Origin of the sequence: Mycolicibacter longobardus, from assembly GCF_002102265.1 — a bacterium.
GTDB lineage: Bacteria > Actinomycetota > Actinomycetes > Mycobacteriales > Mycobacteriaceae > Mycobacterium > Mycobacterium longobardum.
In genome coordinates this window covers 42,263-65,692 of the sequence record NZ_LQPG01000009.1, presented here as the reverse complement: position 1 = coordinate 65,692, position 23,430 = coordinate 42,263, and the positions used below count along the sequence as shown (strand labels likewise).

Below are 23,430 nucleotides of genomic sequence, written 5' to 3'. Positions count from 1 at the left end.
GGACTCACTTCCGGCAGTCGGCGCAGGTTCCGAAGATCTCGATGGTGTGGCTGACGTCGGAAAAACCGTGCTCGGCAGCCACTTTCGCCGCCCAGTCCTCCACCTCGCGATCGCCGACCTCGACAGTGGCGCCGCAGTGCCGGCACACCAGGTGGTGATGGTGATGCTCAGAGCAGAGCCGGTAGACCGACTCTCCGGTGTCGGCGCGCAGGGTGTCGACGGTGCCGGCCTCGGCCATCGCCTGCAGGGTGCGGTACACCGTGGTCAGGCCGATGTTCTCGCCGCGCTCACGCAGCGCGTCGTGCAGCTCCTGGGCAGACCGGAAATCGTCGACGGTCTCCAGCAGCGCCGAGATCGCCGCGCGCTGGCGGGTGGAACGCACCCCGGGGGCGGTCAACGGTCTTCACCGGCGTGGGCCACCGCATCGACGGCGATGTGGGCCAGGTGATGGTCGGTCAACCGGTAGAGAACTTCGCGGCCGGATCGTTCGCCTGCGACCACGCCGGCCGCCTTGAGGATTTTCAGATGTTGGCTGACCAGTGGCTGCGGCACACCCAGTGCGTCAACGAGTTCATGCACGCAGCGCTGTGACTCCTGCAGCTGCAACACGATCGCGATACGTACCGGCGCGGCCAGCGCGCGCAGCAGTTCTCCGGCGGCTTCCAGGATCTCCCGCGGCGGTGTCGCGGGGAAGGCCGGACCGGTGTGTTGATGGCTGTCGGCAATCAGCTCCGGCGCTGAGGGAGGCATGCCACCATCTCCCGACGTGTTGGAAATCGTTTTCATCTAGCGTCCACTGTTCCATGCGTGATGATGCATGTCAAAGAACCCGGACGGGTGTCGATACGATGACTGATGTTTTGCGTGTCGGCGTTGCCGGCGCGGTCCCGACAAGGCAGGAGTGCACCCCCTCGTGGCGTCCATCATCGACACCGTTGCCAATCTGGCCAAACGACGTGGCCTGGTCTACCAGTCGGGCGAAATCTACGGCGGCACAAAGTCGGCGTGGGACTACGGGCCACTCGGGGTGGAGCTCAAGGAGAACATCAAGCGGCAGTGGTGGCGCTCGGTCGTGACGTCCCGGGACGACGTTGTCGGCTTGGACAGTGCGATCATCCTGCCGCGTCAGGTGTGGGTGGCCTCCGGTCACGTCGCGGTGTTCAACGATCCGCTGGTGGAATGTCTGAACTGCCATAAGCGGCACCGGCAGGACCACATGCAGGAGGCGGTGGCCCTCAAGAAGGGCGGCAACCCCGATGACGTGCCGATGAGCGAGATCGCCTGTCCGGACTGCGGTACCAAGGGCGAGTGGACCGAGCCCCGTGACTTCAACATGATGCTCAAGACCTACCTGGGCCCGATCGAGTCCGACGAGGGCCTGCACTACCTGCGGCCCGAAACGGCGCAGGGCATCTTCGTGAACTTCGCCAATGTGGTGACCACGGCGCGCCGCAAGCCGCCGTTCGGAATCGGCCAGATCGGCAAGAGCTTCCGCAACGAGATCACCCCCGGCAACTTCATCTTCCGGACCCGTGAGTTCGAGCAGATGGAGATGGAGTTCTTCGTCGAGCCCGCCACCGCAGCCGAGTGGCACAAGTACTGGATCGACACCCGCCTGCAGTGGTACGTCGACCTGGGTATCAAGCGTGAGAACCTGCGCCTCTACGAGCATCCGCGCGAGAAGCTGTCACACTACTCCGACGGCACCACCGACATCGAATACAAGTTCGGTTTCGCCGGGAACCCGTGGGGTGAGTTGGAGGGCATCGCCAACCGCACCAACTTCGATCTGTCCACGCACTCAGAGCATTCCGGCGTGGACCTGTCGTTCTACGACCAGGCATCCGACACCCGCTACACGCCGTACGTGATCGAACCGGCAGCCGGCCTGACCCGCTCGCTGATGGCCTTCCTGGTCGACTCGTACCACGAAGACGAGGCCCCCAACGCCAAGGGCGGGGTGGACAAGCGCACCGTGCTGCGGCTGGACCCACGCCTGGCACCGGTCAAGGCTGCGGTGCTGCCGTTGAGCCGCAACGCTGACCTGTCGCCGAAGGCGCGGGATCTGGCGGCCGAGCTGCGACAGTCCTGGAACGTCGAGTTCGACGACGCGGGGGCGGTCGGCCGGCGCTACCGGCGCCAGGACGAGATCGGCACCCCGTTCTGCATCACGGTGGACTTCGACTCGCTCGAAGACCATGCCGTCACCGTGCGCGAGCGCGACAGTATGGCTCAGGAGCGGGTGGCCATCGACGCGGTGGCCGACTACCTGGCCGTCCGACTCAAGGGCTGCTGATCGAGGTCAGTCTCCGGCGGCCTCGGGGCTTATGCGCCTGAAGGGCTTGAACCACTGGGCCCGGGTTTGCCACGACAGCGCGGATGCGTAGGCGAAGGCGGTGCTGCTCACGCCCACGCAGATCCAGGTCGGCAGCGTGACGGTGCTGCCGGCCAGCACGCTGGTCAGCTGCGCCAGAATCGCGGCGACTTTGAAGGTGACCCAGACCAGGTACAGCTCGGCGGAAGATTTCGAGCGCGGATCGCGCCGCAGGGTCAGCAGCACCCGGCCGGTGAACACGAACAGATACAGCGCCAAGCCGGCGACCAGCGCCCAGTAGGCCGCGAACCACGGGCCGCCGCGGGGCGCGAAGACATCCAGGTATTCGGGGTGTCCCCGATCGGCGACGCAGAACACGACGACCACCAGCGGCAGACCGAATTTCAGTGGTGTCGTGACGTGGCGACGCCCCAGCAACCTGGCTTGGTCGGAGTCGGTCAGCCGCGTCACCAGGTGTTCGAACATGACCAACATCGCGCAGAACATGCAGAGCACGGCGAGCAGACCGGCGACGTTCCACAACCCGAACACGCGGTGTGCGAGCGGGTCGAAGAACGTCGACCCCACCGGGGACATGAGTAGTCCTGCGCAACCCATGAGGACCAGGACGCGGGAGGGGTTGGCGTCCCAGCGCGAACTCCAGGTGTCGCGGCGGACCCACAGCGCGTACCCGCAGGCACCCAGTGCCCCTACCAAGGCGACGTTGACCAGTCCGAACATGGCTTACCGCCGAGCGTCCAGCGGCCTGCCCACCGGCCGGTCGTTGAGGCTGTTGTCCACGGCTCAGGAGTCTACGTAGGGCGTGTGGCGGGGAGTGGTTCGGCGGCTAGAAGCGGCCGCCGCCACCGAAGAAGCCCCCGCCGCCGGAGGAGCCGCCGAACGAGGTCGGGCTCCAGCCGCCCCCGCTCGATCCGCCGCCGCCGAACCCGCCGCCCATACCGCCACCACTGAGAATGTTGCCGATGATGATGCCGCCCAACATGGCGCCGGTGTCGTTGCCGCCGCCGGGACCGCCGCCGTAGCGCCCGTAGTAGGCCCGCTGTGCGGATTGCACGTCGGCTTTGGCCAGTGATTGAGCCGCAGCCGCCAGTGTGGCCGCGCCGTTGGCCTGGGTGATGGCGCCGGCGACATCGGTGGTGCGTCGGTCTTCGGCGGCGTCGAGCCGGCGGCGCGCCTCGGCCAGCCGGGTGCGGGCCTCCGGGCCGACGCTGCCGCGGCGGGTGTCGATGTAATCCGAGACGGCGCGGATCCGCGACGACGCGGTGAACAGCGCCTGTTCCAGCGTGCGGGCCAGCCGCTCGGCAGCCGCGCGCTCCTTGGCCAGGGTGTCCAGCAGCCGGTCCAGGTCGGCGTCGGCTTTGGTCAACGCGGTGAAGGCACCCAGAGGATCCCCGGAGGTGCGTGCTGCGGCGACGGCCTTGACCGCGGCGTCGCGGGCGGCGGTCAACGCGGACTTGTGTGTGCCCGCCCCGCGCTGCAGCTGCTCGCCGGCCTGCGCGATACCGGCCTCGGCGTCGGCGACGGCCTCCGGCAGTGTGGCGACCGCGTGGTGGATGTCGCGGGCGGCGTTGTCCACCGCATCGAGCAGCGTCCGGCACTGGCCCAGTCCGGATTCGGCGGCCCGTACGGCGTCCACCAGTTCACTCTGTCCTCCGGTCACCGGGCGGTCGGCCAGCCCGCGTGCCCGGGTGATGTTGCGCTCGGCGAAAGCCGCCCGGTCCTGCGCGGTCTTGACGTTGCCGGACACCGAACTGAGCGCGGCGGCGTCGAATTCGGTGTGCAACCCGACCAGATGGCGCTCGGAGGTCGGAATGCGCCCGGTCAGCTCCACCAGCTGCTGGGTCAGGTCGTCGAGCCGGGCCGACGCGTTGATCACCAGGTCGCGCAACTGCTCGAACGACGTGCGCTGGGTCTCCAGTTCACGGTCGGCTTTGGAGGCGGTGACGATCACGCCGGTCAGCAGGTCGCGCTGTTGGGCCGGCGTCTCGGGGATGTCGTCGTCGAGTTGCTGGCGCACGGTGAAGGCGTGCTCCATGGCCGCCTTGGCCGAGGCGACGGCCTGCGCGAACGGCCGGGTACGTTCCTCGCCGAACTCGTCGAGGGCCAGCTCCAGCTCGTTGGCGCTGGTGCGCACCGCGTTGTCGACCTCGACCACCTTCTCCCGCGACAGCGCGTCGAGGGCGAACACCGGCACCTCGGCCAGCGCGTTGGGATCGGTGGAATCGATCCGCCGGGCCGCCGCCAGTGCCGCGGCTCGCCGACGGCGCCGCAGATGACGGACCACCAGCATCAGCACCAGACCGGCCGCCGCGACGGCGGCCAGGGCGATCAGGATCGGCCCCCAGCTCACCTCGGCCGGAGCGGCGGCCGCGTTGAGCCCGGCGGCGGCGGCGGTGGCCGCCCCGGCCCAGTCGCCCCGGTGCAGTGCCGGTTCGATCTGGTTGCGCCGCAGCGCGTCGACTTTGGAGGTGCTGATCTCGGAGATGCCGTTGGACACCAGGAACGCATAGCTGCGGTCGGCGACGGCCACCGCCAGCACGGCGTCGTTGCTGCCCAGATCGCTGAGGCGCGCCGTGCTGCGGCCCCAGTCCTCGGCGGTCTGTCCGGAGAAGATGTCGACGTAGACCACCCACAGCCGGACGTGCCGGTCGGCGTAGAGCCTGTCGATCGCGGCCTGTACCCCGGCGCGGTCGGATTGCGACAGCACCCCGGCGCTGTCGGTGATCGAGTGGGGCAGGCGCATCGGCGGTTGTGCCGCGGCGCTCGGCGCCACCAGCAGCACAGCGATGAGGATCGCCAGAGCGGTGCTGGCCAGGCGGGTGATTCGCATGGTCGCCAATGTATATGCGATCGGGGGTTGATCGACGGAATTCTGCGACCGGCCCGCCCGATTTCCCCGCCGCTGAGCATCGAACTTCGGCCCGGCATGTCATCGATGCCGGCAAGGTCAAAATAGACTGGCGGCGGTGGCCACAAACTCATCCGACAGCTACGACGCGCACGACCGCGAACGCATCGTGGGGGAGTCGTCGAAAACCGCCGGCCTGCCCGGAACCGCGGGCCAGCATCGAACCGACTTCGCGCGTGACCGGGCCAGGGTGTTGCACAGCGCCGCGCTGCGCCGGCTGGCCGACAAGACCCAGGTCGTCGGACCCCGCGACGGCGACACCCCGCGCACCCGGCTGACCCATTCGCTGGAGGTGGCGCAGATCGGGCGGGGGATGGCGATCGGGCTGGGCTGCGATCCCGACCTGGTCGATCTGGCCGGGTTGGCCCACGACATCGGGCACCCGCCCTATGGTCACAACGGTGAGCAGGCGCTCAACGAAATCGCTTCAGACTGCGGTGGATTCGAGGGAAACGCGCAGAATTTCCGCATCCTCACCAGTCTGGAGCCCAAAGTTCTGCGGCCGGACGGTGCCAGCGCGGGGCTGAATCTGACCCGGGCGGCGCTGGATGCCGTCACCAAATATCCGTGGCCCCGGGTGTCCCAGGACGGCACGGTCCGCACCAAGTTCGGTTTCTACGAGAACGACCGGGCCGCCGCCGAATGGATGCGCCGGGGAGCGCCCGAGGGGCGGGTCTGTCTGGAGTCGCAGATCATGGATTGGGCCGACGACGTCGCCTACTCGGTGCACGACGTCGAAGACGGCGTCATCTCCGGCCGGATCGACCTGCGGGTGCTCGCCGACTCCTCGACGGTGGCCGAACTGGCACGACTGGGCGACCCCGGCGGGGCTCACGACCTGGCCGCCGCGGCCCGCCGACTCACCGAACTGCCGGTGGTGGCCGCGGTCGGCTCTCACGGCGAGTTCTCGGCGAGCCTGTCGGCGTCGGTGGCGCTCAAGCGGCTGACCAGCGAGCTGGTCGGGCGCTTCGCCTCCGCGGCGATCACCGCCACCCATGCCGCGGCCGGCCCCGGGCCGCTGACTCGTTACCAGGCCGACCTCGAAGTGCCCGAGTTGGTCCGGGCCGAAGTGGCCGTGCTGAAAACCCTTGCGGTGCAATTCATCATATCCTCGGATCAGCATCGCAAGCTCCAGGCCGCCCAGCGCGACCGGGTGCACGCGGTGGCGCACCGCCTGCTCGCGACGGCGCCGGACAGTCTGGACCCGATCTTCGTCCCGGCGTTCAACGCCGCCGAAGACGACTGCGCGCGGCTGCGGGTGGTCGTCGACCAGATCGCGTCCTGCACCGAGGGGCGCCTGGAGCGCATCGAGGCGCTCTAGACTGACCCGGTGCCCGGCCGTATCTCCGATCGCGACATCGCCGCCATCCGCGAACGTGTCCGGATCGAGGACGTGGTGGGCGACTACGTGCAGCTCAGGCGGGCCGGGGCGGATTCGCTCAAGGGTCTGTGCCCGTTCCACAACGAGAAGTCGCCGTCCTTTCATGTCCGCCCCAACCACGGACTGTTCCACTGCTTCGGGTGCGGGGAAGGCGGCGACGTCTACGCGTTCGTGCAGAAGATCGAGCACGCCAGCTTCGTGGAGGCGGTGGAACTGCTTGCCGACCGGGTCGGCCACACCATCACCTACACCGGGGCGTCGGCCACCAACATCCAGCGGGAGCGCGGTGGCCGCAGCCGGCTGATCGCCGCCAATGCCGCGGCCGCCGAGTTCTACGCCGCGGCGCTGGGCACCGCCGAGGCCGCACCGGCGCGGAAATATCTCACCGACCGCAACTTCGATGCCGCGGCCGCCGAGCGGTTCGGCTGCGGATTCGCCCCGTCCGGGTGGGACGGCCTGACCAAACACCTGCTGCGCAAGGGCTTCGAGTTCAAGGAGCTGGAGGCCGCCGGTCTGTCCCGGGAGGGGCGCCGCGGCCCGATGGACCGATTCCATCGCCGGCTGCTGTGGCCGATCCGTTCCTCGGCGGGGGAGGTGATCGGGTTCGGCGCCCGCCGGCTGTTCGACGACGATCCGATGGAGGCCAAGTACGTCAACACCCCCGAGACCACGCTCTACAAGAAGTCCAATGTGCTGTTCGGGCTCGATCTGGCCAAGCGGGACATCGCCCGCGGACATCAGGCCATCGTCGTCGAGGGTTACACCGACGTGATGGCGATGCACCTGGCGGGAGTGACCACCGCGGTCGCCTCCTGCGGCACCGCTTTCGGCGACGAGCACCTGGCGATGTTGCGCCGACTGATGATGGACGACAAGTTCTTTCGGGGTGAGCTGATCTACGTCTTCGACGGCGACGCGGCCGGGCGTGCAGCCGCGGTCAAGGCGCTCGAGGGGGAGCAGCAGTTGGCCGGTCAGTCCTTCGTCGCGGTGGCCGCCGACGGCATGGACCCGTGTGATCTGCGTCTGGCGCACGGTAATGAGGCGCTGCGCGACCTGGTGGCGCGCCGAACTCCGTTGTTCGAGTTCGCGGTTCGCACCGCGCTGTCGGAGATCGATCTGGACAATGCCGAGGGCCGGGTAGCCGCGCTGCGCCGCTGTGTGCCGATGGTCGCCCAGATCAAGGATCCGACACTGCGCGACGAGTACGCGCGCCAGCTGGCCGGCTGGGTGGGCTGGGACGACGTCGCGCAAGTGATCGGCCGGGTGCGCGCGCAGGCCAAGAGCGAGGCCAGAAACGAGGGCCAGGCCACCGGGAGCAGGGAGCGTACGGCTTCGCGTGCCCCCGGCAGACCCGCCGTCGAACAACCCGCCGCGGCGCGCCCCAACCCCGCCGATCCGACGCTGTGGCCGCAACGCGAAGCGCTCAAGGCGGCGCTGCAGTTTCCCGCGTTGGCCGGCCCGGTGTTCGACACCCTGACCGTGGAGAGCTTCACCCACCCCGGCTACGGGGCGGTGCGCGCGGCCATCGATGCGGCCGGTGGAACCGGCGGGGTGGCCGGCGCCGGTGGCGCGCAGTGGATCGAAACCGTGCGCGAGCAGACGACTTCGTCGTTGACCACCGCGCTCATCCACGAGTTGAGCGTGGAGGCGATCCGGGTCGATGACGACAAGCTGCCCCGCTACATCGGCGGGGTACTGGCCCGGTTGCAGGAGGTGTGGGTGGGTCGGCAGATCGCCGAGGTCAAGTCCAAGCTGCAGCGCATGTCGCCCGTCGAGCACAGCGACGAATACCACGCGCTCTTCGGCGACCTGGTGGCGATGGAGGCCTACCGGCGCAGCCTGTTGGAGCAGGCCAGCGGCGACGATCTGACCGCCTGATCGCGGCCCGGCCGGAGGTCGGGTGCAGCGGGTCAGGCGTGTTTGGTGCCGCCTGATCGGAGGTCGGGTGCGGCGAATTCAGCGTGCGTCGGGACCCTGCGGGTCCTCCGGCTGCACCACGGTGGTGCCGTCCTCGAGCTCGGTCAGCGTCACCATGCTCGGGTCGGGATGGATCCGGTTGGCGATGCTGCGCCGTCCCTTGTCGATCACCGCTTTGGCGATCGGACTGCTGGTCACGGCGTGGTAGGTGCCGACGATCTGCTCGTAACGACGGCGGCCGGCTTTCGTGCCCATCACGTAGCCGACCCCCGCCACCACGACATACCCGATCAATGTGGCCCCTTCGAACAGACGATGCAGTAGTTCCATCCTGCCTCACGCGGCACCGGGTGGGTCGGGTGCGACCCCCGTGGGAATGCGGTGCCTGCCGTATGCGCTAGAGTCGTGCACGTCCACGCGGACGGCAGTCCCCTGTAGCTCAATTGGCAGAGCATTCGGCTGTTAACCGGAGGGTTGGTGGTTCGAGTCCACCCGGGGGAGCCACGCTTGAATACCGGCGTCAGTCCAGCCGGGGAATCACCGACGGCCCCGCCTGCGAAGGCGGCTGCTGTGCGAACATCGGCGGCGTCTGCTGGGGCTGCTGCTGCTTGGCGGCGCGGGCCTGGGCGAGCGCGTTGACCAGCGGACTGTTGGCCATCATCTCGCGACGCTCTTCTTCGCTCAGCTGGTAGATCGCCCAGGCGCCCCAGGCGGCCGGACGCACATACAGGGTGACCTGCTGGCGGCCGTTGTTGAACACGGCGGGGACCGCCACCGCGCGATCGGAGGCGGCGAAGGTCGCCATCTCCTCGGTGATCCGCTCGATATCAGCGGTTTCGTGCAGCTCATAGGTCGGGGCCTGGACACCTTTGGTCGGTGTGGCATTCAGCGCGAGGAACCACGCCATGAGAGATACTCCTTTGTTCGGGCAGGGGTCCCAACAGCCTATAAAGACAGCTGTCCGGGTACACCGGCGGGCGTTACTGACAAGTGTTCCGGATGCAGCATCTCGGCGTACCGCAACTGCTCAGGGATGCCGAACCCGTCGACCAGGGTCTGCGCGTGCGGCCGCAGCTTCCGGCACCGATCGTTGATACCGCGGGTGACGGCCTTGGCCCGATCGGTGGACAGGTACCGATGTGCGATGTACCAGGCCTTGTCTTCCTCGATGACGCTCAGCGCGTACAGGTCGCACACCAGCTCCAGCAGCTCGCGTGCACCGGTGTCCGGGCAGGATTCGATACCTGCGACGAACGCCTCCAGCACCACCCGATCTATGTGGGCGGTGGCCGCGTGCAGCACGTGGTCCTGCACCGCGTTGAAGGCGTCGAAGTCGCTCATCTCCTCGGACTTGGCCTTGAGCCGGCGTGCCACCGAGGCCAGCAGATACTCTTCGCGGTCCTCGAACATGTGTACCTGGGTTCCTCGGTTGAACAGGCTGCCCTCCTCCTCGCTGTCCTGCCGGGCGTCCACGATGGTCTGGATGATCGTCTCCGCCGCAGTTCGTTTCAACACCCGGTCACTGACGGTTTCGGCGGCGAACCGCACCCAGTCGACCGGGCTCATGCCGGCGATGTCGTCGGCGTAGGCGGTCAGCAGCTGTTTGGCCACCAGCTGGGTCAGCACGTGGTTGTCGCCCTCGAAGGTGGTGAACACGTCCGTGTCGGCGCGCAACGCGATCAGCCGGTTCTCGGCCATGTACCCGGCGCCGCCGCAGGCCTCCCGTGCCTCCTGGATGGCCCGGGACGCGTGCCAGGTGTTGGCCGCCTTCAGTCCGGCCGCCCGCGCCTCCAGCTCGCGCTGCTCTTCGGCGTCGGGGCTGTCGGTGGTCTGCAGATCATGACACCGGCCCACCAACTCGTTCTGGGCGAACTGCAGGGCATAGGATCGGGCGATCAGCGGGAACAGCCGGCGCTGGTGCGCCAGGTAGTCCATGATCAGCACCTCGTGTTCGGCCCCGTCGTGGCCGGGTGCGCTGAACTGTCTGCGCTGCAACGCATACCGGGTGGCGATATCCAGTGCGACCCGCGCCGCCGCACCTGCGCTCCCGCCCACCGAGACCCGGCCCCGGATCAGGGTCCCGATCATGGTGAAGAACCGTCGGCCATCGCTTTCGATCGATGATTGGTAGCTGCCGTCGGGCTCCACGTCGGCGTATCGGTTCAACAGGTTCTCCCGGGGAACCCGTACCTGGTCGAAGACGATACGGCCGTTGTCCACCCCGGGCAGCCCGCCCTTGTAGTGACAGTCCGAGGTGGTGACGCCGGGCAGGTCGTTGCCCTCGGCGTCTCGGATCGGCACCAGGAAGCAGTGCACGCCGTGGGTTTCGCCGTTGGTGATGAGCTGGGCGAACACCGCTGCGACGGTAGCGGTTTCGGCGGCACCGCCGATGTAGTCCTTGCGCGCGGTGCCGGTGGCGGAGTCGATGACGAACTCCTGGCTCGCGGGATCGTAGGTGGCGGTGGTCTCCAGTGCCTGCACGTCGCTGCCGTGACCGGTCTCGGTCATCGCGAAGCAGCCGAGTACGTCGAGATTGATGATCTTGTCCACATAGGCGCTGTGATGACGCTCGGTGCCGAGGTTCTCCACCGCACCGCCGAACAACCCCCACTGCACTCCGGCCTTGACCATCAGCGACAGATCCGACATGGCCAGCATCTCGATCATGCTGATCGCCGCTCCCACGTCGCCGGTGCCGCCGTGCTCCTTGCGGAAACTGTCGGCAGCCACGCCGGAGCCCGCCATGATCCTGAGCTGTTCGGCGACCTTGGCGCGGGCGATGGCGGTGTTGGGGGTGTAGTGCGGACGAAACTTCTCATCGGACAGGGTCTCCCGGACCCGGTTCTTCACCGCGTGCCAGCGGCCGTCCAAGGTGTCGCGTAAGGCTTCGGAAGTGGTCACCTCATCCACCGTATCCACGCGGGCCCGCGGATAAACGGGTTTTAAGGGGCGGTTCCAGCTTCGGCTCTCCTTCGTCGAGTCTCGCTGAACCGCGGGGTTGATGCGGCGGTTCCAGCTTCGGCTCTCCTTCGTCGAGCCTCGCTGAACCGCGGGTTTACATTGGCCGGTGTGCGTTGCAAGCCGAGCCGGTTGCCGGCACTGTGCCGGGTCCTGCTCGCCGGCGGCGTTCTCGTCGCGGGCTGCACACCGTGCGACGTTCCCGAGGCGCCGTTGCGCCTGCAGTATCTCGGCCAGGCCCGGCTGGCGCCGAACACCACCGTCGGCGGTACCACCGTCGGCGGCCTGTCGGGGATCAGCTACGACCCCGGCCGGGACTGCTACTACGTGATCAGCGACGACCGGTCGGCCACCGGACCGGCCCGGTTCTACACGGTGCGGCTTTCGCTGTCGGATCGCGGCGTCGACGATGTCGCTGTCGGCGCCGTGCACCCGTTGCTGAATGAGGGCGGTGGTCCGTTCGGGCCGGCGGACTTCGAGGCCTCGCCGCCGATCGTGCCGCCCGACCCCGAGGGCATCGCGTTCGATGCCGGCCGGCAGCGGCTGTACTGGTCATCCGAGGGGGAGCGGCGCACCGGCGGCCCAAGCGGTGCGGTGCTGGCCGACCCCTGGATCAGGATCGCCGGGCTCGACGGAAGTTACCTCGGTCAGTTCACCCTGCCGCCGGGTCTGAGCATGTCGGCCCAGCACACCGGCCCGCGCCGCAACACCACGCTTGAGGGCCTGACGGTGACCGCCGACGGCCGGAGGCTGTTCGCCGCTATGGAGGGGCCGGGCTACAACGACGGCGCTCTGCCGGATCGCGCCCACGGTGCGCTGACCCGTATCACCGCCTATCACCTCGACTCCGGTCCGGGCGCCGGTGCGCCGGCCGCCCAGTACGCCTATCCGCTGGAACCGGCTGCCGCGCGCGCCAAGACCAACGGCCTCACCGATCTCGTCGCGCTCTCTGACACCGCGTTCCTGGTGATCGAGCGGAGCTTCGGGGACCGCCCGACGGTGCGGCTGTTCCGGGCCGATATCGCAGACGCCACCGACGTGCTGGGCATGCCGACACTGACCGGCGCGACAGTGACACCGATGACGAAGACCCTGCTGGCCGACCTGTCCGCCACGCCCGCGCTGGATCCGCTGGACAACATCGAGGGGATCACGCTGGGGCCGCGACTGCCCGACGGACGGCAGACGGTGGTGCTGGTCAGCGACGACAACTTCTCGCCGCGCGAGGTGACCCAGTTCGTCGTCTTGGCGATGCCCGCGAGCTAGACGGGCCCAGTGGCACAGCCTGCTCGTCGTCGGGCGACCGTCGTCGGGACGGAACCGGACCGGAGCAGACCGAATGCAATCCGGCACCACGGAATTGACGTTTTGAGAATGCCACCAGGCCGAGCGGACGATGCGGAGTATCAAAACGGGCCAACTTCAGCGGTCAACTTCAACAATGGGCTGATAGCGTTACCTCGATGCGGTACGACTGCCGGTCGATGACGAGGCTGAGATCGCGCGTTGGTTGACTTACCCGACCGGCGCGCTGATGCTACGCGCCAGCAGATCATCCGTGCCGCTGCGCATCAGTTTGCCCAGCGGCCCTATCACGATGTCGGGCTTGACGATATTCTCGCCGAGGCGGAATTGACCAAGGGCGCAATGTATTTCCATTTCCGCTCGAAGCACGCGCTGGCGCTGGCCGTCATCGACGAACAGCTCGCGAGGACCGGGGCGGCGATACAGGCGCTGGTGGACCGGAAGCTCTCCGGTCTGGAAACGCTGCTCGACGTCGGTTACATGATGGCGGTCGATGACCTCACCAGCGACAGTGCCCGCGCGGTGCTGCATCTGTTGCCGGTGGTCGGTCGTGCTGAAGGACTACAGGCCACGGTGATCAACAATGTGATTCGGGCGTTGACAGTGGTGGCCGAGCGGGCCATTGCCGAAGGCGATGTCATCGACCGCGATCCGCAGGATGTGGCCCGGATGATGGTGGCGCTCTACCTGGGTCTGCGGCAGGCGGGCCATCTCGATGAGCCCGAGGAGTACCTGCGCGAGCTCCAGCAGATCTGGTCGGTGGTGCTGTCCAGCGTGGTACCCGCCGACCGGATCGACTATTTTGTCCAGTTCGTTCGGCGGCGCACCGCGCTGGCCGTCAAGACCACGTCGGCGGGAGGCAAGACAGCCGTGCCCGACGACCAGGCCGGCTGATGGCGCGCCAGGTCCGGTCCGAGGTGACCCGGCGGAAGTTGCTCGACGCCGCCATCGACGTATTCGGCGAGGTCGGCTACGTCGCGGCCGGACGAACGGCGATCATCGAGCGGGCCGGGGTGACCAAAGGTGCCCTGTACCACCACTTCGACTCGATGGACTCCCTGGTGACGGCCATCATCGAGGGCGGGTTCGCCACGGTTCTGAACACCTTCCGGGGCATGTGCCTGCCGTCCTCGCCGGCTTTGGAGGGCATGATCCACGGCATGTTCGCCGTCACCGAGGTGCTGGCCGTCGACAAGGAGGCGCGGGCCGCCGGTCATCTGGTCTTCGCGCTGGCCGAATCCAACGAGCTGGGTGCGGAGGTCGGCGGCGAATGGGCGGACGCGGTGACGGCCCAGGCCGCGCGCGCGATCGCCGAGGGCGACCTGCGCGAGGAGTTCGACCCCCGCCAGGTCGCCGAGTCCGTCATCGCAGCGATGCTCGGGACGTGGCTGCTGTCGCACGGCGGTGGCGACAACGTCGGCCGGGTGACCCGGATGTGGGAGACGCTGCTTCCCGCGATCGTGGTGGAGGAGTCGCTGCCGTATTTTCAGCAGTTCCTGGCGCGCGACGCGCTGCGTTATCAAGCCGGCCGCGGCCCGAACGACGGCGCCGACGGCTCAGCCGCCGAGCACTGAGAGCTACCGCTCATCCAGCCACAGTTGCTCGGTGAGGTCTTGGAACGTGGCGAGCGCAACCCGGTCGTCGGCACGTTCAAGCGCTGACTTGCTCATCAACGCCCGCACGGTGGAGCCGTCTCGATGCTCCAGGGAGACAACCAGATTGGCCAGCGAGTGCATCACCGACAGCGCTGACTCCTCCGCCGGCGGGACCTCTCCGAATATCTGCCGGAACTCCAGGGCCAGCACCTCTTGCTGGGTGTAGCCCAGCATGGCGGCAAACCCGCTGTTGGCGAACAAGATGGTGCCGTCATCGGCGATCGCGAGCACCGGGACCGGGATCCGTTCGAGCGCAACCAAGGCCGGCAGCTGCTGCAGGGTCTCCATCGGGGTCTGGGTTTGCGCGTTACGCCGTCGCTCCATGCATCTGATTATGACGGGCGGTGCCGACGGTTCGGGAGTCCTTTCCGGTGCCGGGCGGACTGGCAGGCACAGATGGCTTCACGGCTCCCCAGAGTGACCAGAGTGATATGACACACAGTCTTGCTACGGTTGGACATCATCCGAAAGGTATGTATTATCTCCGTTTATGCGAGGGACTGGTTTGCAAGGCTCGGACGCGCTGCGGCGTGCGCCGTGGCCGGCGCCGGTGGGTCCCTCCCACAGCTTCGCCCGGGGCACCTTGAGGGGTCCGCATCGCCGATTGTCGCCGCACGCCGAGCCGCGTTGGTGCACCGCACCGACGGCAGCGCTCGCCGGCAGGCAGACGGGGATGCGGTTGTGTGCCGCTTTCTACCGGGCGATGTTCTTGTCAGATCACCAAAGCCTGGCTGTCGGCCAGGAAGGGCATCGCCATCCAGCGTGACGCCAGCATCGCTTCGGCGGCGGGGCCCGGTACCGGGCGGGAGAACAGGAAGCCCTGCGCCCGGTGACAGCCGTGCCGCATCAGGGTGAGCGCAGCCGCTGAGGTTTCCACGCCCTCGGCGACCACCTGCAGGCCGAACGCCTCGGCGAGAGCGATGATCGCTCGGACGATCGCGAGATCACCGGCGTTGACGCCCAATTCACGCACGAACACGGTATCGATCTTCAGCGTGTCGACCGGCAGATCCTTCAGGTGTGACAGGACTGCATAACCGGTGCCGAAGTCGTCGATGGCGATCTGCACCCCGGCCTCGCGCAGCTCGGCCAGGGTGCGCCGGGTGGTCTCGATGTTCTGCACCACCGCACGCTCGGTGATCTCCAGGCACAGCGAGCCGGGGCGCAAACCGAATTCGTTGATGGTGTCCACCACGTTCTGGACGAAACCGCGGGCGGCCAACTGCACCGGCGAGACGTTGATGCGCAGGGTGGCGTTGGTCCGGACGCCGTTGGCCTGCCATTGGCTGAATTCCGCGCAGGCACTGCGCATCACCCACCGGCCCAGATCATCGGCCAGGTTGGCCGATTCGGCGATGCTGATGAACGAGCCCGGCAACAGCAGCCCGCGGGTGGGGTGTCGCCAGCGGACCAGCGCCTCCACCGCCACGATCGCGCCACTCCACAGGTCGACCTCGGGCTGGTAATACAACAGCAGCGACTCGTCGTCGATCTTGCCCTGCAGGTGCAGTTCGATGTCCTTGCGGAACAGGCTCTTCAGCGACATGTCGTCGGTGGAGCTGACGGTCTGGTTGCCGCCGCCGCGTTTTGCGGCCAGCACGGCTTCGTCGGCGCGGTGCAACAGACCCGCGCTGGTGTCCTCCCCGGGCAGACCCACCGTCACGCCCACACTGACCGTGCTGTTGACGGTGTGGCCCTGGATCTCCACCTTTTCGCGCAGTGCGCTCTGCAGCCGGTCGGCGAAGGTCTCGGCGCTGGCCATCGACATCGGCCAGTCCGGGATGACGACGAACTCGTCACCGCCGATCCGGGCCGCCATCGTCCGGTTCCCGGCGTACGCCCGCAGCCGCCGGGCGAAGTCCTGAATGAACCAGTCGCCGGCGGCGTGGCCGAGGTAGTCGTTGATCGGCTTGAGCCGGTCCAGGTCGATGTAGAAGACGCCGACCGGTCCGGGGCTGCCGGCGGCGAGTCGCTCGGAGAGGTGGGCGACCAGCGCACGACGGTTGTGCAGACCGGTCAGGTCGTCGTGGTCGGCCAGGTAGCGCAGCCGCTCCTCGGCCGCGACACGAGCCTGCAACTGCGCGAACAACGACGCGATCGCCTCGATGGTGTTGAGTTCCTCGGGCCGCCACTTGGGCCGGCGGAACTTGACCAGGCCCAGCATGCCGATGGTCACCGGGCCGGAGATCAACGGCGCGGTGGCCACCGACAACGATTCGATGGCATGGTCCCGCGCCATCTGACGCACATAGCCGGATTCGTCCGGTTCCGGCCGGATGACCGCCACGCGTTTGCCGTGCGCGCAGGTGGTGAAGACAGGGTCGGCGGTGGTGAAGGAGACGACCGCCAGGGGATCCGGGTCCGGCGGATCGGCCCGCGGCGGCCATTCCGCCACCAGCTTGGACGCCCTGATCTCATGATCGTTGTGGCGCAGGAACCCGGCATCGACGTTGAGCTGCTCCACCAGCGTCTGCAGCACCCGTTCGCTGACGGCGGCAGCCGTCGATGGTGTGGTGGCCATCAGTTGGGCGGCGATCGAGGTGACCAGCGCCAATCTATCCGCCACGATGTCCTTCCCCCGAAGACCGGCAGCCCGGTAAAAGAGCCGCAGGGGCCGCAGGAGGCCTGGGATCGCTTCGGGCCGATGCCGCAGTGAGCATATTCCGAAACCGGTCAGGCTGGAAATACCTCAGCTGACGGTGGCCCCTAACGCACCGGCCGCGCCGGGGCGGCGTCAGCCAGGAAACGGTGTAGGACCTCGACCGCGTCGGCCAGCGTTTGGCGGTCCGCGGGAGCGAGGCGGTCCAGCTCCGGATCGAGCGCCGCGGCCCGGTCCTGACGAACCCGGGCCATCGTCTCGACCCCTTTGTCGGTGATCCGGATCAGCACCGCGCGAGCGTCAAGCGGATCAGCGGCCCGGGTGGTCAGACCGGCGTCCTCCAGTCGGCGCACCTGCGTCGTCATCGTCGGTTGCGAACAGTGGTCCACCGCGGCCAACTCCGAGATGCGGGCCACATCCAAGTCCTCGATGGTGGACAGCAGTCGCGCCTGCGCCGTCGGAATCGGAAGAGCGACTCGCTGCGTCGCCAACCGATTGAGCCGGGAGACGACGCTGAGCAGATCCGCTCCCAGGCTGGCGTGGGCGGGGGCTACCATCGCGCGAGTATTTCACATGCGTGGACGAAAGTGGACCAACTCGCTTCAGCGTCACGCCGGGCCGTCGGGAGCGGCTGGCAGAATCGACGGGTGACGAAGACCGGCCAGGGCGGTAGCCAAGTCCGGGCGCGGTCGATGCAACCCGTCGAGATCGCCCAGGCTGCGGTGATGGCAGCGCTGTGCGCGGCTACGGCGATCATCGCCGTCGTGGTGCCCTTTGCCGGCGGGCTCGCGCTGTTGGGCACGGTGCCGATGGGCCTGTTGGCCTACCGCTACCGGATCCGCGTGCTGATCGCCGCCACGGTGGCCGCCGCGACCATCGCGTTCCTGATTGCCGGCTTGGGCGGCTTCATGACGGTGGTCAACTGCGCCTACATCGGCGGGCTGACCGGCGTCATCAAACGTCACCACCGCGGCTTGCCCACCGTGATCGCGGCCTCCGCGGTGGCCGGCGGGATCTTCGGCGGCGGCGTGGTGCTGGCGCTGACCGTGCTGTCGCGGCTGCGCCACCTGATCTTCGACGCGATCACCGCCAACGTGCACGGCGTCGCGGCCGCCATGACCGCGGTACCGCTGCCGGAGTTCCAGCGGGCCGCCCAGGACCTCACCGGATTTCTCGGTTTGCTGCTGCGCTATTGGCACTGGCTGATCCTGGCCCAGTCGATCGTCAGCGTCATGATCGTCTCCCTGCTCGGCTGGTGGGCGTTGTCGCGGGTGCTCGACCGGTTACGCGGTGTACCCGACGTGCACAAACTGGACCTGCCGGCAGAGGTCGGGCCGGTGGCGCCGGTCCCGGTGCGGCTGGATCACGTGCGGTTCCGCTATCCGCAGACCAGCCAGGATGCCCTGGGGCCGGTGAGCCTGGAAGTGCGAGCCGGCGAACACGTTGCGGTGACCGGCGCCAACGGCTCCGGCAAGACCACTCTGATGCTGCTGCTGGCCGGGCGCGCTCCCACCGCGGGCGCCGTCGAGCGTCCCGGCGCGGTGGGGCTCGGCGCCCCCGGGGGAACCGCGGTGGTCATGCAGCATCCGGAGAGTCAGGTGCTGGGTACCCGGGTCGCCGACGACGTGGTGTGGGGCCTGCCGCCGGGGGCGACCACCGATGTCGAGCGGCTCCTCGGGGAGGTCGGCCTGGCGGGATTCGCCGAGCGCGACACCGGCGGCCTGTCCGGGGGTGAGCTGCAACGGCTGGCGGTGGCGGCCGCACTGGCCCGCGAACCCGCGCTGCTGATCGCCGACGAGGTCACCAGCATGGTCGACCCGCAGGGGCGCGAGGCGCTGCTGGGGGTGCTGTCGGGGCTGTCCGAAAGACACCGCACCTCATTGGTTCACATCACCCACTACAACGACGAGGTCGGCAGCGCCGACCGGATCATCGACCTCAGCGGTTCGGCCGACAACACCGCCATGGTGGAGACCGTCGGCCTCCCCGTCGCACCAGCAGGGCCGCGCCGTTCCGGTCCACCGGTGCTGGAACTGTCCGGCGTCGGACACGAATACGGCAGCGGCACCCCGTGGGCCAAGACCGCACTGCGCGACGTCAGCTTCAGCGTCGGCGAAGGTGACGGACTGCTGATCCATGGCGGCAACGGTTCGGGCAAGTCCACGCTGGCCTGGATCATGGCCGGCCTGACGACCCCGACCACCGGCAGCTGCCTGCTCGGTGGCCGGCCCGCCGATGAACAGGTCGGGGCGGTCGCGCTGTCGTTCCAGGCCGCCCGGTTGCAGCTGATGCGCAGCCACGTCGGTCTGGAAGTTGCCTCAGCGGCCGGCTTCTCGCGACACGACCACGCCCGGATCAGCGCCGCGTTGGCGGCCGTCGGTCTGGACGCGGCGCTGGCCGGCCGGCGCATCGACCAACTCAGCGGTGGTCAGATGCGCCGGCTGGTGCTGGCGGGCTTGCTGGCCCGGTCCCCGAGGGCCTTGATCCTGGACGAGCCGCTCGCCGGCCTTGATGCGGCGAGCAGGCAGGGTCTGCTGCGGCTGCTGGAGGACCTGCGGCGGGATACCGGACTGACCGTGGTGGTCATCTCGCACGACTTCGCCGGACTGGGGGAGTTGTGCCCGAGGACTTTGCACCTGCAAGACGGTGTGCTGGTGCCGGCACCGGCGGGGGCGGCGTGATGTCCGCCGGCAGGAGGGGAGCCACCCGACCGGTGGTACTGCTGCGCCCGGTACCCGGCGACTCCGCGGTGCACCGATTGTGGGCCGGGACCAAGCTGCTGGTCGTCTTCGGCATCTCGGTGCTGTTGACCTTCTACCCCGGCTGGGCGCCGATCGGCGCGGTGGCACTGTTGGTGTTCGCCGCGGCCAGAATCGCCCGCATCCCGCGGGGTGCCCTGCCGTCAGTGCCGCACTGGCTCTGGGTGCTACTCCTGATCGGTGGTGCCACCGCGGCGATGGCCGGCGGCGACCCGGCCGGTCTCGGCGGGTTGCTGAACTTCCTGCGGATCACCGCGCTGTCGATCGTGCTCCTGGGCCTCGGGGCGATGGTGTCGTGGACTACCAATGTCGCCGAGATTGCGCCCGCGGTGGCCGCCCTCGGCAAGCCCTTGCGACTGCTGCGAATCCCGGTCGACGACTGGGCTGTGGCGTTGGCCCTGGCCCTGCGCGCCTTCCCGATGCTGATCGAGGAGTTCCGGGTGCTCTACGCCGCCAGGCGGCTGCGGCCCAGGCCACGGGCGCGCACCCGTCGTGAACGTCGGCGCCGCTGGGCGCGCGAGGCGATCGATCTGATCACCGCCGCCATCACGGTCACCCTGCGTCGGGCCGATGAGATGGGAGACGCGATCACCGCTCGCGGTGGCATCGGCCAGATCTCAGCATCCCCGGCGCGGCCTGGTTTCGCCGACCTCATGGCCCTAGCGCTGGTGGCCGCGGTGTGCGGCGGTGCCTTGGTGCTGGAGCTCGCGGCCTTGTCCACCACCCGGTAGAAGTCACCGGCGGGGAGGAATGTGTCTGTTGCCCGGCTGTCAGCGACAACTCGAGTTGCGCGACGGTCCCAGGAACATGGTGTCGCTGACAGCCGGGCAAACACCACATCGATGCCACTCGGGTGCCCGAGCAGAGATCCGCGGCGCGCCCCAAGGTAGGTTGGATCCGATGTCGCTGTTCGGAAAACGCAAGCGCCAGTCCGCCGATACCAGTCCGTATGAGGCGCCACCGATCGAACATGCGGGCGCTGCCCGGGTTGCTGCGTCGCCAACGCAGGCCGGATACGGCCGGCTGACCGCCGAGGACGTGCGCCAGGTGGCGTTCGGCAAACCCCGCATGGGCAGGCGCGGCTACGACGAGGCCGTGGTTGACGCCTTTCTCGACCTGGTGGAAGCGGAACTGGATGGGCCGGCGCCGGCCGACGGGAATGCCCTCACCCCCGAGCAGGTCGAGACCATGGTTTTCGCGAACCCGCCCTGGGGGAAACGCGGCTACAACGAAGACCAGGTCGATGCGTTTCTGGAGCGCATCGCCGCGGAACTGCGGTATCGCGCCACCTGAGCGGCACTATCGGCGGGCTGCTGCGTTCGCGGCGTCCTGAGCCCTGCGCAGGGTGGAGCCCACGTCGGATCGGCCTAAGAACATCTCGTCGAAATAGGGTTTGATCGCCTGGTTTCCAGCCGGGAATCCCACCCCGCCGCCCGGGGCGGGGATACGCGGTCCGTCCAGCACCGCGAAGAACGGCGTGACGCTGATCCCGCGCTGCGCCCAGTAGTCGAAGTAGACCTGTTGCGCGCTGAGCACGGCCGGGATCGCCGCGCCCTGACGCCCGACGTACTCGTTGCCCTCACGACCACCAAGCCAGGCCAAGACCTCTCGTACCGCCTCCGGGTGCCTACACGCGGCATTGCCGGCAGCGGCGATGCCGTTGGTGACGCTGACCCTGCCCGCCGGCCCGGCCGGCAGCATCGCCACTCCCCAGGAGAACTCCGCCTGCTCGGCGATGGCCGCCAGGTTGTAGGTGCCGGACTGGAACAGCGCCATCTTCCCGGCCAGGAACTGGTTGCGGGAGAAGTCGCCATTGGTGTTGGTGTCGGAGGCCGGCGGAGCCACGTGGTCGGCGTTGATCAGTTTCACCAGGTAGCCGAAGGCATCCGCCGCCGCCGGGTTGTCGAAGGCGAATTCGTCGCCGCGCTGGAAGACCCCGCCGGCCGAGCCGATGTAGTTCAGGTAGATGCCCTGCGGGTCGTTGGCGGCGTTGTAGCCCCACTGCCTGATCCGGCGCGCATCGAAACCCGTTGTGCCCGAGCTGCGTCCGGCGCTGTCGAGGGTGAGTCGGGCCAGCAGGGGTCGCAGGGTGTCGCTCTTGCCGTGCGGATCCCAGCGCAGCCGCGCCAGTTGCGCCGGATCGACTCCGGCCGCGGCCAGTAGATCGGCGTTGTAGTACACCGCGATACCGGCGTCGGTCAGCTGCGGCACCCCCCACAGCGTTCCGCCGCGGGTGAACTGGGTGACCACGGAGGGCTCCCAATCCGCTCCGCGCGCATCGATCTTCATCAGTCGCCCGCTGTCGGCGTAACCGGCCAGGTAGGCATCGGAGAGCCAGAAGATGTCATCGGCGCCACCGCCGGCGACGTCGGTGCGCAGGGTGTCGAAGTACGTGCCGTAGGCGACCACGTTGACGCGCACCTCGATATCGGGGTGCGCGCGGTGGAACGCGGCGAACGACTGCCGGTAGGCGGCGGCGACTTGTTCATCCCACAGTCGCACCGTCACCACCGTTCTGCCGCCGGCGGATCGGGTCGAGGCGTCGTCCAGCAGCACCGCCGCGATACCGAGCAGCGTGGCCACCACGACGACCGCGATCGCGAACAGGGTGGAGAACCGCGGCCGGCTCACTTGATCCCCGTCACGACGATCGACTGCACGATCCGGCGCTGGAACGTCACGAACAGCACGATCAGCGGGATCATCGCCACCGTGGTCGCCGCCATCACCAGCGTCCACTGGGCGTTGTACCGCGATTGCAGCGCAGCGGTCGCCACCGTGAGTACCCGCCACTTGTCGCCGCTGGTGATCACCAAGGGCCACATGAAGTTGTTCCACTGCGAGACCACGGTGATCAGCCCCAGGGTGACCAGGATCGGCCTGCTGGCCGGCAGCATCACATGCACGATCACGTCGAGGGTGTTCGCGCCATCAAGACGCGCGGCGTTGACCAGGTCGTTGGGTACCGAGCGAAAGTACTGACGCAGCAGGAAGATCGCATACGGGGAACCGAACACAAACGGCAACACCAAGGCCCAGAAGGTGTTCCGCAGCCCCAGCTGCGCCATCATCAAATACAGCGGCACGACCGTCACGGTGGCCGGCACCATCAGGGTCGCCAGGTACACCCAGAACAATGCATCGCGCCCCGGAAAGTCCAGGCGGGCGAACGCATACGCCGCCAACACCGAAAAGGTCAGCTGCCCGAGCACGATCACCGCCGTCATCAGCACCGTGACCGCCGCCGCCCGCCCGAATCCGGCGCCGCCCAGGTCGCCGTAGTTGTCCAGGGTCGGCGGGTGCGGCCACGACAGCGGGGTGCCCGTGGCGAATTGCCGTGCCGGGGTGAACGACGTCAACAACCCGAGCAGAAAGGGTGCCAGCGTGATCAGCGCGCCGAGCGTCAGCAGCGCGTAGACCGCCGCGACGCGAACTTGTTTCTGCGAACTGAGTGAGTTGCTGATCGACACGACTTTAGTAGCTCACCGGGGCTGTTGGTGGGCGTAGGCGGCGGCTTGGGTGCGGTTGTGGACTCCGAGTTTGGCGTTGATCGGATCAGGATGCGGAGTAAAGTTTAGCCCGCCGGCCCCCGCTCGCGCCCACCAAACAGCAC

Annotated in this window: 21 protein-coding genes and 1 tRNA gene; 10 read left to right on the top strand and 12 right to left on the bottom strand. The window is 68.2% G+C overall.

Features of this window, described 5'->3' with window-relative positions:
* Positions 1-4: 4 nt before the first annotated feature.
* Both AWC16_RS03810 and AWC16_RS03805 read right to left on the bottom strand, forming a co-directional pair.
* The gene (locus tag AWC16_RS03810) at positions 5-397 is read right to left on the bottom strand and encodes a Fur family transcriptional regulator (RefSeq protein WP_085263461.1); all 393 of its coding nucleotides are present in this window, start codon (positions 395-397) and stop codon (positions 5-7) included.
* The gene (locus tag AWC16_RS03805) at positions 394-750 is read right to left on the bottom strand and encodes an ArsR/SmtB family transcription factor (protein WP_085263557.1); all 357 of its coding nucleotides are present in this window, start codon (positions 748-750) and stop codon (positions 394-396) included. Before AWC16_RS03805 ends, AWC16_RS03810 begins: the two co-directional genes overlap by 4 nt.
* Before the next feature lie 163 nt (positions 751-913).
* Here AWC16_RS03805 and AWC16_RS03800 point away from each other — a divergent pair, with 163 nt between their 5' ends.
* The gene (locus tag AWC16_RS03800) at positions 914-2,296 is read left to right on the top strand and encodes a glycine--tRNA ligase (RefSeq protein WP_085263556.1); all 1,383 of its coding nucleotides are present in this window, start codon (positions 914-916) and stop codon (positions 2,294-2,296) included.
* A 6-nt stretch (positions 2,297-2,302) separates the two neighbouring features.
* On the opposite strand, the gene AWC16_RS03795 is transcribed toward AWC16_RS03800, so the two are convergent.
* Both AWC16_RS03795 and AWC16_RS03790 read right to left on the bottom strand, forming a co-directional pair.
* Positions 2,303-3,055 carry a hypothetical protein gene (locus AWC16_RS03795; RefSeq protein ID WP_085263460.1) on the bottom strand — a complete coding sequence of 251 codons (753 nt, stop codon included), beginning with the start codon at positions 3,053-3,055 and terminating at the stop codon, positions 2,303-2,305.
* 106 nt (positions 3,056-3,161) lie between these two features.
* Positions 3,162-5,165, bottom strand: coding sequence for a TPM domain-containing protein (locus AWC16_RS03790; protein ID WP_085263459.1), 2,004 nt, complete (start codon positions 5,163-5,165; stop codon positions 3,162-3,164).
* Between the two features lie 136 nt (positions 5,166-5,301).
* Between AWC16_RS03790 and AWC16_RS03785 the strand changes: the two genes are divergently transcribed.
* Positions 5,302-6,564, top strand: coding sequence for a deoxyguanosinetriphosphate triphosphohydrolase (locus AWC16_RS03785; protein ID WP_085263458.1), 1,263 nt, complete (start codon positions 5,302-5,304; stop codon positions 6,562-6,564).
* Between the two features lie 9 nt (positions 6,565-6,573).
* Positions 6,574-8,502 (top strand): DNA primase, encoded by a 1,929-nt coding sequence (gene dnaG, locus AWC16_RS03780; RefSeq protein WP_085263457.1) that lies wholly within the window; start codon positions 6,574-6,576, stop codon positions 8,500-8,502.
* Positions 8,503-8,580: 78 nt separating this feature from the next.
* On the opposite strand, the gene AWC16_RS03775 is transcribed toward dnaG, so the two are convergent.
* Entirely contained in the window at positions 8,581-8,835 is a 255-nt protein-coding gene (locus AWC16_RS03775; RefSeq protein WP_085263555.1) for a hypothetical protein, read from the bottom strand.
* 134 nt (positions 8,836-8,969) lie between these two features.
* On the opposite strand from AWC16_RS03775, the gene AWC16_RS03770 reads away from it, so the two are divergent.
* Positions 8,970-9,045, top strand: a tRNA-Asn gene (locus AWC16_RS03770).
* Between the two features lie 16 nt (positions 9,046-9,061).
* On the opposite strand, the gene AWC16_RS03765 is transcribed toward AWC16_RS03770, so the two are convergent.
* Both AWC16_RS03765 and AWC16_RS03760 read right to left on the bottom strand, forming a co-directional pair.
* The gene (locus AWC16_RS03765; RefSeq protein ID WP_085263456.1) at positions 9,062-9,448 is read right to left on the bottom strand and encodes a hypothetical protein; all 387 of its coding nucleotides are present in this window, start codon (positions 9,446-9,448) and stop codon (positions 9,062-9,064) included.
* Between the two features lie 38 nt (positions 9,449-9,486).
* Positions 9,487-11,442 carry an acyl-CoA dehydrogenase family protein gene (locus tag AWC16_RS03760; protein WP_234812113.1) on the bottom strand — a complete coding sequence of 652 codons (1,956 nt, stop codon included), beginning with the start codon at positions 11,440-11,442 and terminating at the stop codon, positions 9,487-9,489.
* A gap of 168 nt (positions 11,443-11,610) precedes the next feature.
* Here AWC16_RS03760 and AWC16_RS03755 point away from each other — a divergent pair, with 168 nt between their 5' ends.
* From AWC16_RS03755 to AWC16_RS03745, 3 genes are all read left to right on the top strand, one after another.
* Complete coding sequence (locus tag AWC16_RS03755; protein ID WP_085263455.1) at positions 11,611-12,765, top strand: esterase-like activity of phytase family protein; 1,155 nt, start codon at positions 11,611-11,613, stop codon at positions 12,763-12,765.
* Between the two features lie 240 nt (positions 12,766-13,005).
* On the top strand, positions 13,006-13,698 hold the full coding sequence (locus AWC16_RS03750; protein WP_085263454.1) for a TetR/AcrR family transcriptional regulator: 693 nt from the start codon (positions 13,006-13,008) through the stop codon (positions 13,696-13,698).
* Positions 13,698-14,378, top strand: a complete 681-nt coding sequence (locus AWC16_RS03745) for a TetR/AcrR family transcriptional regulator (RefSeq protein WP_085263453.1) — start codon at positions 13,698-13,700, stop codon at positions 14,376-14,378. The genes AWC16_RS03750 and AWC16_RS03745 overlap by 1 nt, the downstream gene beginning before the upstream one ends.
* A gap of 3 nt (positions 14,379-14,381) precedes the next feature.
* On the opposite strand, the gene AWC16_RS03740 is transcribed toward AWC16_RS03745, so the two are convergent.
* The 3 genes from AWC16_RS03740 to AWC16_RS03730 all read right to left on the bottom strand — a co-directional run bounded on the left by AWC16_RS03740 (position 14,382) and on the right by AWC16_RS03730 (position 17,615).
* Positions 14,382-14,747 carry a PAS domain-containing protein gene (locus AWC16_RS03740; RefSeq protein WP_109561272.1) on the bottom strand — a complete coding sequence of 122 codons (366 nt, stop codon included), beginning with the start codon at positions 14,745-14,747 and terminating at the stop codon, positions 14,382-14,384.
* Positions 14,748-15,171: 424 nt separating this feature from the next.
* Positions 15,172-16,980, bottom strand: a complete 1,809-nt coding sequence (locus tag AWC16_RS03735; RefSeq protein WP_085263553.1) for a putative bifunctional diguanylate cyclase/phosphodiesterase — start codon at positions 16,978-16,980, stop codon at positions 15,172-15,174.
* A 185-nt stretch (positions 16,981-17,165) separates the two neighbouring features.
* Entirely contained in the window at positions 17,166-17,615 is a 450-nt protein-coding gene (locus AWC16_RS03730) for a MarR family winged helix-turn-helix transcriptional regulator (RefSeq protein ID WP_085263451.1), read from the bottom strand.
* Positions 17,616-17,750: 135 nt separating this feature from the next.
* Here AWC16_RS03730 and AWC16_RS03725 point away from each other — a divergent pair, with 135 nt between their 5' ends.
* The 3 genes from AWC16_RS03725 (at position 17,751) to AWC16_RS25485 (ending at position 21,110) form a co-directional block, all read left to right on the top strand.
* Positions 17,751-19,739 (top strand): ATP-binding cassette domain-containing protein, encoded by a 1,989-nt coding sequence (locus AWC16_RS03725; RefSeq protein ID WP_085263552.1) that lies wholly within the window; start codon positions 17,751-17,753, stop codon positions 19,737-19,739.
* Positions 19,739-20,548 (top strand): CbiQ family ECF transporter T component, encoded by an 810-nt coding sequence (locus AWC16_RS03720; protein ID WP_085263450.1) that lies wholly within the window; start codon positions 19,739-19,741, stop codon positions 20,546-20,548. Before AWC16_RS03725 ends, AWC16_RS03720 begins: the two co-directional genes overlap by 1 nt.
* Before the next feature lie 169 nt (positions 20,549-20,717).
* Positions 20,718-21,110, top strand: coding sequence for a DivIVA domain-containing protein (locus AWC16_RS25485; protein WP_085263449.1), 393 nt, complete (start codon positions 20,718-20,720; stop codon positions 21,108-21,110).
* 6 nt (positions 21,111-21,116) lie between these two features.
* Here AWC16_RS25485 and AWC16_RS03710 read toward each other — a convergent pair whose 3' ends face one another.
* Both AWC16_RS03710 and AWC16_RS03705 read right to left on the bottom strand, forming a co-directional pair.
* Entirely contained in the window at positions 21,117-22,448 is a 1,332-nt protein-coding gene (locus AWC16_RS03710) for an ABC transporter substrate-binding protein (RefSeq protein WP_085263448.1), read from the bottom strand.
* Positions 22,445-23,281 (bottom strand): carbohydrate ABC transporter permease, encoded by an 837-nt coding sequence (locus AWC16_RS03705; protein ID WP_085263551.1) that lies wholly within the window; start codon positions 23,279-23,281, stop codon positions 22,445-22,447. Before AWC16_RS03705 ends, AWC16_RS03710 begins: the two co-directional genes overlap by 4 nt.
* Positions 23,282-23,430 lie beyond the last annotated feature (149 nt).